This is a genomic window from Enterococcus sp. DIV1411a (assembly GCF_050531945.1).
In the GTDB taxonomy this organism is placed as follows: Bacteria; Bacillota; Bacilli; order Lactobacillales; family Enterococcaceae; genus Enterococcus_B; species Enterococcus_B faecium.
In genome coordinates this window covers 674,211-690,020 of the sequence record NZ_CP172892.1, presented here as the reverse complement: position 1 = coordinate 690,020, position 15,810 = coordinate 674,211, and the positions used below count along the sequence as shown (strand labels likewise).

The window sequence follows — 15,810 nt, the reverse complement described above, 5'->3', positions numbered from 1 at the left end:
ACGGCAAAATATGAGGAACTATTTTTCCGTTTGTTTCTCTAATACTCAGAACAAAACGTTGATTTCACAACCTTTTTCTTAAACGGTGTTCTCATGCCAACTCCTCGGTCACAAGTCACAATAGTCATCAAACATGAGAAGCTGTTTTTTGAAATTGCTCCTTGTGACTCAGAGTTGAACGGCAGGCTCACGACCTCTTCCTTAAACGGTGTTTAAAAGCTTGCATCTGCGATAATAAGCCCGGCCAAACGAAAAATATGAGGAGCTATTTTTGTTTGGCTGGGCTTATTTATTACTGAAAATAAGTGGTCAATGCTTGTGTCAAACTTGCAGCAATCTGCTGCTGATAACTGTCTGTTACTAATTCCTTTAAATCACTATCATTATTCATATAACCCATCTCGATTAAAATAGAAGGTTGAAGATTTTCTCGAAGAACTTGATAGTTCCCAGTGGAGATTCCTCTTGAATCCAGAGGCAGATCAGTGAAGGAGTCAGCAATTGTCTGTGCTAATGTTTCCTCTTGTCCATAGTAATAATATGTCGTGATTCCAGTTGCTTCATTCGCATATTCCGTAGAGTCTGCGTGTAAACTGATAAAGACATCTGCCTTTTTTTCTTCACTGTAGTCGCATATATCTCCAAGCTGTACTAATTCATCTGTAGTATGGGTCAAATAAACCGTTGCTCCAGCATCCTCTAGCGCCTTTTTTACTTTTATGGCTGTACTTAATGTTATATCTTTTTCTTCTGTTTGTTCATCATTGCTTAATGCCCCAGTATCATTTCCGCCATGCCCAGGATCTAATACAATCACTGCATCAGATAGCTCTTCCGGTTTTGTTTGTATATTCTTTGTGACTTTGGTTCCATCTTCGAGGGCTAAATATCCAGTATAGCCATCATTTGTCTTGATCTGATAAGCATTTTTTGTTTCAGAAAGAAACTCCGCCAGCTCTCCGCCGTTTATAGTTGCAAGTGGGGTAGTTAGCGAGTCATCTGTATATAGTGTACGGTCATTTTTTCCGATTTTGATTAATGTCTCTTGTTCTGTATCATCAAATGATTCCTTTGTCTTTGTAACCGTACTGTTCGTACTGCTGACCGTTTGTCCAACTATCTTTTTTTGACCAAAAACATCTATTTGAAAACAGATAATAATGATAATGATTGCAAATACAAAAGCTCCAATTATTTTTTTCATTCTTGACTCTCACCTCGTAGATCCAGACTAAGGGCCAAAACTTAAAATCAGCTTAAGTAAGCAAAAAAGGGGCTGTAAAAGATATAACCGTAGAAAATAACATTACTGCTAAAATGATTTTTTTCATTTTTGGCATATCCTGAAATCTCCTTTTGACTATTCGTGGTGATTCATCTACCCAATAAATAGTTTCCTTCATTCTACAAACAATTAATTTCTTCGTTATTAAATTAAAACACTTCCTGGAACACCGACATAATAAATAAAAATATACCCTGATAATCATGAGAGAATAACAAATTTGTATTTATGAAAAACTACCTATATAAAGAAGCAAGATATAACGATCTTCGTCATATCTTGCTTCTTCACCTAACTATTTTCTCCCTATATAACAGCTTTACGCTTCTCCTAATACACCATTCAAATATAAATCGATCAATTGCGCCACATTTAGCGGTTCTTCCACAGGTCTTTTCGACCGAGTGATGTAAGGTGTTAACACTAAGAAAAAATGCCTTGCTGCGATTTCTTTTGAAATCCCATTTCTTAGCACAGATTGGTTTGCTGAAAAGATTTCTTCAAAAGGTTCACGATAATTTTTCTTCCATAGAAAGAAAAGATGATCTCTTGTTTCCTTTGAAAGATTGCTTTCAAGATCGTGAAGCATCAGAAACAAATCGACCAGATGTGTCTCAATCAAAAACTGCGCCATTTTTGTCAAGGTTACTTGAAATCCCGTTTCGCTTGTTTGAACGATTTCTCTCAAAGCTTTTCCAACATCTTTTAAGTGGTTTTCTAAAACTGCCGTATATAGTTTTTCTTTATCACCGAAATAATGATAGAGATTGGGCTGGGTGATCCCAACTTTTTGTGCGATTTCTCTTGTTGAAGTGCCGAGATATCCCTTGGACATAAACAAGTCAGTCGCTTCTTTCAAAATTTTTTGCTGTGTATCTTTGTTGTATCGATGGACCATTTTTCCACCTGCTTTTTGGTTATTCTTTTTCTTTCAATACACCATCTTCCATCATAAATATTCTATCGCATTTGTCAATCAGCCGTGTATCGTGAGTAACCATGATCGTTGCTTTATTTTTGTCTTTTGATTCTTTTGCCAAGATATCGACTACTTCTCGTGCCTTTTCTGAATCCAAACTAGCAGTTGGTTCATCTGCTAGAATAATGGACGGATCATTGTACAATGCACGAGCGATTGCGACCCTTTGCCGTTCTCCACCAGATAGTTCTTCTGGATACTTGTTGATCAACTTATCCACGCCAAGCTGCTCAAATAATTCGTTTGCTTCTTTTTGACGATGTTCATGTTTAATCTTATCTACTAATAATAACTGCTTTTTTACTGTCAGAAAAGGAACCAGATTGGAAGCTTGCAAAATAAAGCCAATTTCTTTAAAACGTAGTTTAACGCGTTCGCTTTCTTTTTGATTACTGAATTCTTGATCATTGATAAATACAGAGCCACTGCTAGGCGTCTGCAATCCGCCTGCCAAAGTCAAAAAAGTACTTTTACCTGAACCAGAAGGACCGATGATTGCAACAAATTCCCCTTTATCGATACTCATGGTTGTTTCTTTCAATGCTTTAACTACTTGGTCGCCATCTTGGAAACTTTTTTCTACTTCTTTAAATTCTATTGCTTTCATGTTCTTCCTCCTTCTTATCCAATTGCCTTCAACGGATCGATTTTTACGATTGTCCGAACAGAAAATAGTGCGCCTAACACAGCTACTACTAACATCAACAAGCTAATGACGCCAAAAAACAGCCAATTGCTTTGGAATGGAACCGCATCAGGTAGAACAAGGGATGTTCCCACTGTTCCTAATAGACCAAGAAGAATACCAACAAATGATAAAATGAATGTTTGTGCCACTACAGAACGCGCAATAAATCCTCCTGTGATCCCTTGTGCTTTCATTACACCAAAGATATTAATCTTTTGCATCGTCAGTACATAAATGAAAATCCCGATCACAATAGCCGCAATAACGATCAAAAATCCGATCATAAATCCAAAAGTCAATACTTGCGCATTATATCCAGGTAATTCATTGATGAATTTAGAAATTTTGATCTGTTCTAAATCTTCAGGTAAATTACTGATTTTACCTCTGACAACTATTGCGTTAATCCGTGCATTTTCACTTGTATCTTCTTTTTCGAAGCGGATTTCTTGGTAAGCATTGATGGTTGTATAGAGAACTGGTGAGACATTGAATTTGGCATGATCCGTAAAGCCAGTTAGTTTAAACGTCTTGTCACTACCAGATAACTTAACTGTATCTCCTATGGCTAGACCATATTCTTCTTTCAAACTAATATCGCCTACTGCCTCATCATCGTTATCAAAAGCTTTTCCTTCAACAAGATTGGGCATGATGAATTGATTTTTATCGATACCGAAGAAGCTAACATTGATTTTTCCTTCTTCTGTACTGTCTTTACTAGTCACGACTCCAGGTGTTTGGGCAAGATACGCCACTTTCCCACCTTCGACTTCTTCTGCTATCTTCTTAGTAATCATGGACATCCCTAGATTTGAATTTGCATCTTTCGAAAGCACAATCGAATCTGCCTCCCACTTGTCGACTGCTGTTCGATTATCTTGAGCTAAGCCATAAGCTAACCCAGTCAAAAAAAATACCAGGTAGGCGATCAAAAACATCACCCCTGCAACTAACGCATAACGTAACTTTGAATGCATAATTTCATTTAATGCTAAAAACATTTAACTCCTCCTCCTGAAATAATCATTTTATACAACAATTTTATCACTTGATAAATTTTTGGCGAATATTATGCTCAAAAAATTCTTCCGCTATTTCATTATATGAATTTTTTATTCTCGATTGATTAATATTTATTATATCCCCACACAATAAAAGACCGTGATATTTCTCACAGTCTTTTATCTACTCTATTGCTATTTGCTCTCTTAGCTAGTACTTTAAAAGCTAACTCATTGAGGTAGTGAAAACGAGAGGTGTATTCAGACAGAAATCCAAAATCCTCAACTGCTAGCTGTGGAATCGTAGTTTTGTGTTTCACGATATCCGCAAGCAGGTTCAAATCTGATAATAAGAATTCTTGGCTTATCAGCTGTCCGCCAATTATTTCTAATGTATCCGGATGGTAGATCAGCTTTGCATTTACTGTTTTGTTTTCTTCGTCGTATTGTGGAAATAGATCAAATTCTCCTGAACACGAACCGGTATTTTGTTCCAAGAATGGCGCTTCATCTTCTGTCAGCCCTACAGTTCCTAAAAAGTAGTCTATAATGACTGCTGCTGTTATCTTTTGTCTGAGGTCGTAAGCGGTTGGCTGACCACTCAAAGTTAGCGCTACTGCTCTTGCCATATGTACAGCTCGAGTAACTAAAGGTAAAAAGAGATGCCGTTTATTTTTGTCAAAACTGACTGGGACGATATCTCCAATCGCATAGATGTCCGGATCACTTGTCTGCAGATATTCATTGACTATCACAGTCTCATCCTCATACAAAGCCACTTTTTCTTTTAACAATGTCGTATTAGGACGAGTTTGGGCAGAAAAAATGACCATATCTGCCTTTATTGTTTGAGACAGAAGTTGTACGGATACTACTTTCTCTTCTGATTTTTTCCAATCGATCAAGAATTCATTTGGATAAAAATTTATTTGCTTAGTTTGCAGCTGATTTTGAAAACTGTTGATCATATCCTTATCGAAATATCTTGATAAAACATTCGGCATATAATCAACTAGATGAATAATGTATCCTTTATTTCTCAAAGCATCTGCTAATTCCAATCCAATGTAACCAGCACCGAAGATCACTACTTCTTTTGCTTCTTTTAAAGCGGCAAGTACTTGCTTAGATTGCACTAGATTTTTATAGGTGTAGACATTTTCAGCTTCAATTTGTTTATACAAGGTGACAGGAGAGGAACCTGTCGCTACGATTAATTTATCATAGGTTATGGTCTCGTTTTTTCCTTCTTTGGATGCGAGGATGAGCTGATGTTTGTCTGGATCAAGTTCAGTTACTCTCCATTCGGTGATCAGTTTTGCCCCACTTTCTTGAAGAGTCCGCATGTTATGGGCAACTTCAGCTAAACTACGTATCTTTCCTTTTAAATAAAGGTTGATTCCATTTGAAACATAGCCTAGTCCATCTTTATGATCTTCATCGATCAGTAAAACTTCTGCTTTCGGTTGAAGTTTTCTTAGATTTAGGGCAGCTGTGATGCCTTCATGGGAAGCACCAATGATCACGATTTTCATGTTTTATTCATCCTTAAATTCAATTTTTCTAAATAACATTCTTTTAAAAATTGGTTCAAATAGGGGAAATCATAATTATATTCGTTGCTAGTGAATACAAAAACTTTAGCGGACTTCTGTGACGGGTACTCTTTCAATTGGCTAGTCAAAATGATATCATACTGCTTTTCTTTCTCGTATTCGACTAAATCATATTTGATCGTATTCAGCAATTGTTCCTGGATGATTTCTTTCACGATATCCGCCATTAGCCTTTCATAAGGAAGATCATAAGCAATTTGCAGACGTAATTCTAACTGCTTGATCAGCGTCCGTAAAATAGATGCATAGCGAGCAAATAATTCAAAGCGGGCATTTTCCTCGTCTACTTCAGTAAAATCAACAATAGCAAATGTTTGTCTGACCAATCTTTCACATAAAACCAGGAATTGTTTATCTTCTACTTCAGTTAACCGCTGTTTTAATCCTTCTTGGCCAAAAATATTCATCCATCCTCTAAAATAGGCAAAATGAGCGTGATTTTGCATCACTGTCAACGCAATCTTTTGCGAAATCTCTTCTGGAAAAACATAAAAAGAGAAATATTCTTCTATCGATTGTTTAAACGTTCGATTCAATTGAGCTACTACGTCGTCTTTGTATTTTTCGCTTATCAAAAACTCCTGGACATGCGAGTTATGTGTATCTAATGTAAAGTTACTGATCATGAAAAGATAAAAAACCAACGTTTCATTTTGATTCCAAGGAAAGGCATATTGAAAGAAGTAACGGGTCAAAAATGTATGGAGGTCCAATAAAAATTGTGTCGTTTGAAACAATCCAACAGGAAGATTGCTATAATCTGGTTTGGATTTTTTCGTACAGCGCATTCGCTTCTTCATAATGGAAAGCCATATTTCAAATTTCAATCGTCCTTCTTCTGTAATAGCAAAACTAAACTCTTTTTGCAGCAGATCTAAAAAAGTGTTTCCTGATAAATCACTGTATTCTTTTTTGTTTTCAAGATAGGGACGTCCAAACCAAAATAATTGGAAATAAAAATAACGAATTTGACTTTCTGGACCGGTCAGCCGCCCGCTTTTTATTTTCAGATGAAACTCATTTAAAGAATCATTTAATTCCTTCACTCTGCGAGACAAAGTAGCCGAACTGATATTAAGTTCCATGACAAGTTTCTGCCGATCAAATGAGCCATTTTCCAACAGATAAAGAAGTATCTGATATTTTGTAGAATAGCGCAAGTAACAATGATAATAAACATCGACTGCTGCTATATTTCCATGTCTGATTAATAAAATATTCCCTTCTTGGATAACAATTTCCAATTGTTTGATATTTTCCAAGTTAGCTTGTAAATAAAACAGATCTTCTTTCAAGGTAGCCCGATCAACTGATAAGCGGGTAAGTACGTTATTAACGGAAACCTCTCCTTTTTCCTCTAATAAAAGTTGGAAAAGTTTGATTTGCCGTTGTTCATTTTTTTCAAGCAAACTGAAAAGTTCCAAGTCCACTCCTTCAAGCATTTCTGATTTTAACAGCAGAAGTTTCCTTCTCATCCTTGAAAAAGAGGATCTGTGACAGTTATCACAGATCCATACAAATTCTAATCACTTAGCTGGTTGGCCCAGCTGTCAGTTCCCATGTGACCATGCCTTGATACGTTGCGCCAGGTTGAGCATTCGTACTGCTATTTACCTCTAAGAGTAAACCATCGGTATCGGGAAAGTCAACGAGAACCTCTCCTTTAGCTGTTCCATCACTCTCATAAATCAACGTGTTTTGACCTTGCTGAATCAATTGCTTTGATCCAGAATGATTGAAGTATAATTTTGTTCCGCTTAATTCTTGACCTTGATCATTCTTAAATAAAGAAGTCAATGTACCTGTCAGTTGCCAAGGAGACGTGCTTGGAAGCCGAGTATCCCGCACATCAAAAGAAAAATCGCCTTTTGATTCATAATAACTTGTCTTCAACGGTTTGGGGAGATCGTTACCAAATGTAAAATCATCTGGTACATTAACTAATGTTAATTCTTGTTTGGGGACAAGAATTGTTTTAGCAGATGTTTGGACAACTGGGTTAGGAAGCTTAGCACCATCTGCTAATGTAATATTGCTGGAAAGTACAGCTGCCTTTGTCAGTATGCTGACGGATTGTAAAGAAGTATCTACAGTATTTAATTGATAGTTGTAAGTAAGATGAATGGTATCTCCTATTTTGCTCAATAGATCTGCTGGGACAGAAACTCCTTGTTGAATGCCGGTATCTGCGATAGTTGTACCATTTAATTTTAAGGAACCATTGATATAAGTAGTATTTTCAGGAAGTGAGATCGTGATTTTTTTGTCGGTTATCGCATCCCCAGATTTTGTTAACGTGAATGTCACATTTTCTTGAATCGTATCTCCTGATAGAGCAGACAGGGGATCTCCTGTCTCAGGTTGTCTGCTAAGGTTTTTTAGCTGACTATCTGCACTCACAGATGGAAAATTAGCCACTGTTATTTGAGGAAGAGTGGTGATTCCAGCTTGTTCAGACTGCCATTTGTACGCAAAAGACGGATACATGTTAGTAAGTACATCGTCCACCAAGCGATAATCAAAATAATATTGCCCTGAAGCCAATGCAGGTAGTGTAGAAGTAGCTGTATTTACACCCCCGTTATTTGATTGGATCGTTTGGAAAAGTTGATCTGTCCATCCTGTCGCTAATTTTTGGGTTCCTTTCGAATAAAGCCTGTAATGGATCGAACCCTTTTTTAGTTCAGTTGCTGACCAATTGGCCGTGACTTGGTACGATGCAGAAGAAAGGAGCTTTCCCCACTGACTATCGGCTGTTAAGTTTGTTGGTAAAACCGTTCCGTCTAGCTTGTACTGCTCCAATACCTTTAAAGCAACAGGAGAAAGCAATCCGCCTTGCGCATCTTTCCCACTGTACACGATATTGGCTGTCTGATTCAATCCACTTGTGCTTGCTGGAGTATGAGTCAGTATTGCTCCTTGTGTAACGTTTTTTCCTGTAAAATAGTTGACTACGCGATCAAAGCGACTAAATGGCAACTGATCAAAACGTCCTTCAGTCAGCCCCATCGTCAATGTCCGACTATTGGTAGAGCCTGGAAGGTTCTGGTTATTTCCATCCACGTATTCTGTGGTATCAGCAAATGTATTATATTTTCCTGTTGAATCACTTGGTGAGATGTAACTATTCCACGTATTTATCTCTGCACTTGCAGAAAATGCATATGCTCCTGGATTCAAGTTTCCGCCAGTTAATTTAGGATAAAATCTACCTGCAGCTGGAGCTAAAATCGAATTGAACATACGATCTTGGATAATATTATTCGAATCATAAAAATCAACAGAAAAAACGGCCTTTTTAGACATAGAAGGTTGTAATTTACCCTTGGTCAAAATTTTGTTTGGACTCGTATCATATTTATCTCCGTTTTCTGTCATCTTCGCGACATTAGCTGTAACATCAAATTGAAGCGGGATATCGTCCACGTTGAATTCGCCTCGCGTAATAATAGCAATAATATCTGTCAATAGAGTATTTGTATCCCACGACCCCATCCCAAAACGCAAGGTATGGCTTCCTGCTGATAATAAACTTCCGCTAGTAACCTTGATGGGGGCACCGGCAATATACAAGTAGGCGTTGTTCCAGTCAATTGCTTTTAATACATCACTGCTTGATACATGTTCCGGCAAATTGATGATCGCCACAAATGCAAATCCTTGTGCAGTGATATTCACCAAATCAAGTACATTTGTTAGTTTCACATGGCTTTCCCAATGAAAACGGACCGTGCCACCTTTCCAAGGATCATTTGAACCATCGTTCAAATAAGTAGCAGTCAATTTAGGCAATTGGTTAGCCCCAGTTAGTTGGACAAGCTTCCCGCCATTGACTGCACTACGTCCACCATTTGGAGGTACGATATTTTCATACGTGTATGGATCATAAGAAATGGCAGGAGGCGTTGCTCCAACAGCTTCTGCCGAAGGTGAAAAGATAAATATACTTAAAACAAAAAGCGAAGTAAAAAAGAAGGAGCGAAAAAATGAAAATTTATTTTGTAGCAACATGTTCATCCTCCTTTTCCTTTCTTCTCCATAACAACAACCACGCAAGAAGCCATAATTCTATACCAATGATCAAATAAAGAAAACGGATCTTTTGTTCATTCGTCTCCGGGAATACGCCATGTTGATTAGATTCTTTATAAATCGGTAGCTGTGTCTGCTGTTTTGATGCGCCATTGACTGAACCACTTGGATGCGGAATTGGACTTAGATCATAAAATGTAATCGTACCTGAACTTTTGGTATCTGCTTGGACTGGCTCTTGCCAGCTGAAGAACAGCAAACTTGCAATAATCCCTCCCAATAAGATCGATGTTTTCAACGAAATCACCTCATCATGTTGTTTCTCCTTTTTTCTTTTTCTTGTGGACCCACAAAAACAGCAAAATCAACCATAACACTAGAACTGCAGCAACCAATCCTGCATAAAGCCATGGGAAAGATTGTTCTTGTACTGCAAAAACGGAATTTTCATTTACTTTTTGTGCTTTTTCTTTTTTGATCGTAAAGTTTTGTGTAAATCGCCATTCATTACTGTCGCCTGATTTTGCTATGATTTCTGCGCGGTAATCGCCGGCTTTTGCTTTATCACCAGCTAAATCAAGATTCAAGTGAAAATTCGAATTTGGTGCAACTAAAAATGCATTAGACGTATTTTCAATATAAAGCTGATTTTCATAAAAGATCTTGCTCGTAAATATCAAATTGCTGATAATCCTAGGCTGAGGATTTTGGAAACGAAGCTGAACAGTTGGCTTTGCGTTGACCTCGTCCAAATCTCCTGATAAAAGTTTCAGATCCGGTTCTATCGTCTCTTGACTTTCTTGTAAAACGACTGCGAGATTATAAGCAATACGATTTTTGATTTGTGCTCCTTCTGTAGCATTTTCTGTTTCAGCTTCTTCTTTAGGTGAAACATGAATACCCGCTAATACACGTCCCTTAAAGCTTTTTGCTGGGATTTTCACTTCTATAGGTACAGTTGTTTCTGCATGTGCTGATACATTGATTTCCTTTTTCGCAATGAGCAAAACGTCACGGACATCAAACGGCAATGTCTCATCTAACGTTGGGTTTTTTTGACTATAATCGATCGTTCCACCATCACTCGTTACCGCCGGATTGACAGAGACCTCAAATGTTCGTTCTTCATCTGAAGAATTGCTGATAATTACTTCTAGTGTCTGATTTTGTTCCGGTGCCACTAATAAATCAAAATAACCGATTGCTTTATCTATTTGGTTCTCTGGAAATACCGGTTTGATTCCAAAGTCTCCTGCTGAATCCTTTGCTTGGCTGATTGACGGAAAAATGAAAAATAGACTTAAAATAGAAAAAAACGAAACAAACAGTCGTTTACTTTGATTCATTGTCCACCACATCCTTTCAACAACAACTGCGGTAAAAAATCCTTCACCTATAGTATTTTCACCGCAGTTTGTTGAATTTATTTCATACTCTATGCTACTGGGCCAGCCACGAGGTTCCAAGTCAAATCAGCCGTGAATGTTCCAGCTGCTGCTTTCGGCACTTTCAGTGTGATATTTGCTGGATCATAAACAGAAAGCCATGTTCCCAGACCTTGATCTTTTGCTGCTGTAAATATTGGTGTCGCTGCACTTGCTTTACTCAACCCAGTTACAGTTTGACTAGTTGGTCCAGTGGATTCGTTATCTGACGTACTTTTAACAGTGGATGTTCCAAAATCTAATTCAGCGCCTTGCAAAACTTGTGAACCGTTTACAAAATCTGAAACCGAAACTGTCACGTTCCACCCTTGTGCTTGGCCATCTGCACCTACACCTCGACGATCTGATACTTAGAGATAAGGTGTATCGTTTTTTGAAGCGTCTACTTGATACGTTTTTGTTCCGCTTTCAATCTCGTGTGTACCAAATGGCAATTCGGGAACTACATCCAGTGTTAAAGGACCTGTCTGGCCAGTTGCTGGATTTTCCGGATCTGCTGGCTCTACTGGTTTTGAAGGATCAGTAGGGTTAAGAGGCTCCACGGTATTTGTTGGTTCAGTAAAGGTAATATCTCCTTTTGAAGTCGCTTGACCCTCAGCAAAAGCTGGTGTTGCCAAGCCGCCTAGAAGAAGTGTTGAAAGTAATAATGTCCCAATCATGTTCTTTTTCATAATAAATCACTCCTTTTTCTTAGTGACCTAAGTATAGTAGAGACAGTATGCAAAAAATCCTCATGAATTCATCCGCTTACTTGAAATTATGACCCTTTTTGTATAAAAGAGAAAAAAACAATAAAATCGTTTACATGAATATTCTTCCTTTTTTATTAAGTATGAAAAAATATTTCAATTTTATTTTTTCGTTTCAAATTATTCTATTAGTGACATCCTTGAACTATAAAAATAGGAGTACGGCATCATCTGCCGCACTCCTATTTTTTTCGTCATTTGTTTCTTAAATAAAACGATTCTCACGCAATTTTATTTTTTTGATATCTTCTACTGTTTGTGTTCCAGCTAATTGCATGACCATTTCCAATTCTGTTTTAAAGAAATCAAACACTTGATGGACTCCTGTACTTCCTCCTAAAGACAATCCATAAATAACGGGTCTGCCAATAGCAACAAGATCTGCACCTGATGCGATTGCTTTGAAAACATGCTGTCCGCGTCGTACACCGCTGTCAAACACGATTGGTACACGTTTATCTACTGCTTCTGCCACATATTGCAACGAATCAAACGCTGCTGGACCACCATCTAGTTGACGGCCACCATGATTAGATACCCAGATTCCGCCAGCACCAGATTCTAATGAACGATAGACATCTTCTTCTGACTGGACACCTTTCACATAGACTGGCAAATCAGAATGAGCAGCAATAAATTCTACATCTTTTGGACTAAGCTTCTGTTTGGAAGATTTGTACACAGCATCCATCGTTTGGCCTACTCCTGATTGATAAGCCTGAACGATCGGCATTGGCAGTGGGAAGGTAAACCCATTTCTGCGGTCTGTTTCACGGTTTCCGCCAACTGTTGCATCCGCTGTCAATACGATTGCTTTTGCTCCATTACGCTTGGCCACTTCAAGAATATCCAAATTGATCCCATCATCTTTGCTCATATAAAATTGAAACCATTGCGGTGCTTTCTCCCCGCCTGCTTCTCTTATCTCTTCTAATGTACAAGAAGCGTAAGAACTTGCTGTATAGATCGTCCCAAAATCTGCTACACCTTTTGCAGAAGCTTTCTCCGCCTTCACATGAGCTAAGCCATGAGCAGCAACTGGTGCCATGATGATTGGTGCAGTCAGCGTTTCTTTGTCAAAATGTGTAGTTGTATCGGGTAATTCTACATCTCTTAATACATGAGGAATAATCAGCTGATGATTGAATGCCCGTTCATTTTCTTGATAAGTAAATAAGTCGCCAGCACCACTGCTGATGTAACCATAACCACCAGCTGGAATCACTTGTGAAGCGGCTATTTCTAAATCTTCCATATTGATAAAATCCACTATTCCTTCATTTGTACCTGCTTGATACGTTTTTTCCATTTCAATGCCTTCCCTCTATAAAAAATTGAATGAATAATATGATAGCGTTTACACACTTTATATTACTCTTCCGTATTGATACAGGCAAATAATCTGTTTACATTTCAGTCATTCCAGTTGTTACTACTCTGAAAGAAATGTTTAGAACACAAATAGATAAAAAACGATGGGATTTTGACAAAAGTCGTGTCAAAGTCCCTTTTACGAAATACTGTGGATGCCTATTGAAATAAGTGCGGGTTGTTTCTTTGTATTTCAATCGTTTCTTGCCATTCTTCGTTTAATTTTGGATTACCGTTTTCTTCCTTGAACGCATAAGGTCCCAATCCAAAAAGCTCAGTTAGTATTTGATTCACGATTCCATATAGCTCGGTGTGATCGGACACATGATTATTGAAGATCATCTCATTATCACCACGTTTGAATCTCACATTCGGGCTCTCATGATGAACCTCTATGCAGTTTTCCCCTTTTTTTAACTGACGGATTTCTGAAAACATCTCATAAATATCTTCTCCAATAAAACCTTCAGCAAGCGCCAGACTGTCCACAAGACCGCCTACTGTCAACTCAGAGATTATCGCTTTGTTGGCACCAAGCTTTAATGTATAGCTTGTTGCTTCTACTACGCCGCATGCATTGCAACCACCTTCTGATAGTTCGCTTTTTCTGATCAATTGAACTTCTTTCATTTTCTGTTCCTCCTCTTAGTTTTCTACTTATGTATTTTTTATCACCTGACGTAAGTGTATTTTATCGTCACGATCACGTGATTTATTCTTCAGAGATTCTATTTATCTATCTAACATATCCTTTATTCTTCTACTTTTCTTTCTTTAGCATATAAGAGATACGCATAGTAATCAAGCAAGGATTGTTGATATAAAAAGAACAAATACCGCTATTTTGATTTCTTTTGACTCTATTACTCATATAAATAAAATTTATTATACCTGCTCTTTTTGACTATATCCTCATCTGACTCCTATACTTCGTTTGTATTAAAACTTAGGAGGAATCATTCATGCTTACAGGGCTAAACTTATTAAATAATCCTTTTCTAAATAAAGGAACAGCTTTTACAAAAGAAGAACGGGCAAAATACGGAATCACTGGTATGCTTCCAAGTACTGTCCAAACATTGGAACAACAATCTGTCCAAGCTTACGGTCAATACTTAAGCAAACAGACCGATTTGGAAAAACGTATCTTCTTAATGAATCTATTCAATACGAACCGGACATTGTTTTATAAATTGATGGGCGAACATTTAGTTGAATTCATGCCTGTCGTTTATGATCCTGTCGTTGCGGATTCAATCGAACAATACAACGAAATTTTCTTGAAACCACAAGATGCTGCATTTCTTTCAATCGACGAACCAGAAAATATCAAAGCAAGTTTGAAAAACGCAGCAGATGGACGCGACATTCGTTTGATCGTTGTGACAGATGCAGAAGGAATCTTAGGTATGGGTGACTGGGGTGTGAACGGTGTTGACATCGCTATCGGTAAATTGATGGTCTACACTGCCGCGGCTGGTATCAATCCTGCACAAGTCTTGCCTGTATCAATCGACGCTGGTACTAATAACGAAGAATTATTGAATAATCCATTATACTTAGGGAATCGTCATGCTCGTGTAGAAGGCGAAACTTACTACGAATTCATTGATCAATTCGTTCAATCAGCTACTGAATTATTCCCAGAATTGTTATTACATTGGGAAGATTTTGGACGAGGAAATGCTGCAACGATCTTAGAAAAATACGAAGATAAAATCACTACTTTCAATGATGATATCCAAGGCACAGGAATCGTTGTACTAGCTGGTGTATTAGGTGGATTGAATATATCAGGTGAGCAATTGAAAGATCAAACGATCTTGACATTTGGTGCTGGTACTGCTGGTGTAGGTATCGCAAACATCCTTTTAGATGAAATGATCCGTCAAGGTGTACCTGAAGAAGAAGCACGCCAACATTTCTATCAAGTAGATAAACAGGGTTTATTGTTTGAAGATACAAAAGGATTGACTCCTGGTCAAATCCCATTCGCTCGTAAACGCTCAGAATTCACTAATGCTGATGAATTGACAAACTTAGAAGCAGTTGTAAAAGCAATCCATCCAACGATCATGATCGGTACTTCTACCCAACCTGGAGCATTCACTGAAGAAATCGTGAAAGAAATGGCGGCTCATACCCCACGTCCAATCATCATGCCTTTGTCTAATCCAACAAAATTGGCAGAAGCAAAAGCAAAAGATTTGATTGAATGGACGGACGGAAAAGCTTTAGTTGGAACAGGTATCCCTGCTGCTGATGTGGAATATAACGGTGTAACTTACCAAATCGGTCAAGCAAATAATGCGTTGATGTACCCAGGTTTAGGGCTTGGTTTGATTGCTTCAACAGCTACACGAGTAAATGCTGAAATCATTTCTCAAGCTAGTCGAGCATTAGGCGGAATCGTTGATGTAACAAAACCAGGAGCAGCTATCTTGCCTCCAGTAGCAAAAATCACTGAATTCTCTCAAACGATTGCTGAAACTGTCGCAAAATCAGTTGTTGCACAAAAATTGAATCGTGAAGAAATCACGGATATCAAAGAAGCTGTTGAATCTGCTAAATGGGTTCCTGAATATAAATCTTTAGAAGATTAAGATTGTTATAGTAAAAGAACATACAGAAACTTTGTATG

Annotated in this window: 12 protein-coding genes and 1 pseudogene; 1 reads left to right on the top strand and 12 read right to left on the bottom strand. The window is 37.9% G+C overall.

Annotated features, from left to right (window positions below):
* Positions 1 to 292: 292 nt before the first annotated feature.
* The 12 genes and pseudogenes from IGJ87_RS03255 to IGJ87_RS03200 form a co-directional block, all read right to left on the bottom strand.
* The gene (locus IGJ87_RS03255; RefSeq protein WP_002295084.1) at positions 293 to 1,204 is read right to left on the bottom strand and encodes an N-acetylmuramoyl-L-alanine amidase family protein; all 912 of its coding nucleotides are present in this window, start codon (positions 1,202 to 1,204) and stop codon (positions 293 to 295) included.
* A 400-nt stretch (positions 1,205 to 1,604) separates the two neighbouring features.
* The gene (locus IGJ87_RS03250) at positions 1,605 to 2,183 is read right to left on the bottom strand and encodes a TetR/AcrR family transcriptional regulator (RefSeq protein WP_002325848.1); all 579 of its coding nucleotides are present in this window, start codon (positions 2,181 to 2,183) and stop codon (positions 1,605 to 1,607) included.
* A gap of 19 nt (positions 2,184 to 2,202) precedes the next feature.
* A complete protein-coding gene (locus tag IGJ87_RS03245; protein ID WP_002295078.1) occupies positions 2,203 to 2,871 on the bottom strand; it encodes an ABC transporter ATP-binding protein in 669 nt (222 codons plus the stop codon).
* A 14-nt stretch (positions 2,872 to 2,885) separates the two neighbouring features.
* On the bottom strand, positions 2,886 to 3,956 hold the full coding sequence (locus IGJ87_RS03240; RefSeq protein WP_002295076.1) for an ABC transporter permease: 1,071 nt from the start codon (positions 3,954 to 3,956) through the stop codon (positions 2,886 to 2,888).
* Positions 3,957 to 4,126: 170 nt separating this feature from the next.
* A complete protein-coding gene (locus tag IGJ87_RS03235) occupies positions 4,127 to 5,491 on the bottom strand; it encodes an NAD(P)/FAD-dependent oxidoreductase (protein WP_002303371.1) in 1,365 nt (454 codons plus the stop codon).
* The gene (locus IGJ87_RS03230; protein WP_002305555.1) at positions 5,488 to 7,047 is read right to left on the bottom strand and encodes a helix-turn-helix domain-containing protein; all 1,560 of its coding nucleotides are present in this window, start codon (positions 7,045 to 7,047) and stop codon (positions 5,488 to 5,490) included. The genes IGJ87_RS03235 and IGJ87_RS03230 overlap by 4 nt, the downstream gene beginning before the upstream one ends.
* Before the next feature lie 55 nt (positions 7,048 to 7,102).
* A complete protein-coding gene (locus tag IGJ87_RS03225) occupies positions 7,103 to 9,583 on the bottom strand; it encodes a hypothetical protein (protein WP_002303372.1) in 2,481 nt (826 codons plus the stop codon).
* A complete protein-coding gene (locus tag IGJ87_RS03220; protein WP_002295066.1) occupies positions 9,567 to 9,902 on the bottom strand; it encodes a hypothetical protein in 336 nt (111 codons plus the stop codon). Before IGJ87_RS03220 ends, IGJ87_RS03225 begins: the two co-directional genes overlap by 17 nt.
* A 13-nt stretch (positions 9,903 to 9,915) precedes the next feature.
* Complete coding sequence (locus IGJ87_RS03215) at positions 9,916 to 10,950, bottom strand: DUF916 and DUF3324 domain-containing protein (RefSeq protein WP_002295065.1); 1,035 nt, start codon at positions 10,948 to 10,950, stop codon at positions 9,916 to 9,918.
* An 89-nt stretch (positions 10,951 to 11,039) separates the two neighbouring features.
* A pseudogene (locus IGJ87_RS03210) lies at positions 11,040 to 11,720 on the bottom strand (WxL domain-containing protein).
* Positions 11,721 to 12,003: 283 nt separating this feature from the next.
* Positions 12,004 to 13,107, bottom strand: coding sequence for an alpha-hydroxy-acid oxidizing protein (locus IGJ87_RS03205; protein ID WP_002295061.1), 1,104 nt, complete (start codon positions 13,105 to 13,107; stop codon positions 12,004 to 12,006).
* Positions 13,108 to 13,328: 221 nt separating this feature from the next.
* Positions 13,329 to 13,799 (bottom strand): DUF4809 family protein, encoded by a 471-nt coding sequence (locus tag IGJ87_RS03200; protein ID WP_002295059.1) that lies wholly within the window; start codon positions 13,797 to 13,799, stop codon positions 13,329 to 13,331.
* A 332-nt stretch (positions 13,800 to 14,131) separates the two neighbouring features.
* On the opposite strand from IGJ87_RS03200, the gene IGJ87_RS03195 reads away from it, so the two are divergent.
* Positions 14,132 to 15,772, top strand: coding sequence for a malolactic enzyme (locus IGJ87_RS03195; RefSeq protein WP_002295057.1), 1,641 nt, complete (start codon positions 14,132 to 14,134; stop codon positions 15,770 to 15,772).
* Positions 15,773 to 15,810 lie beyond the last annotated feature (38 nt).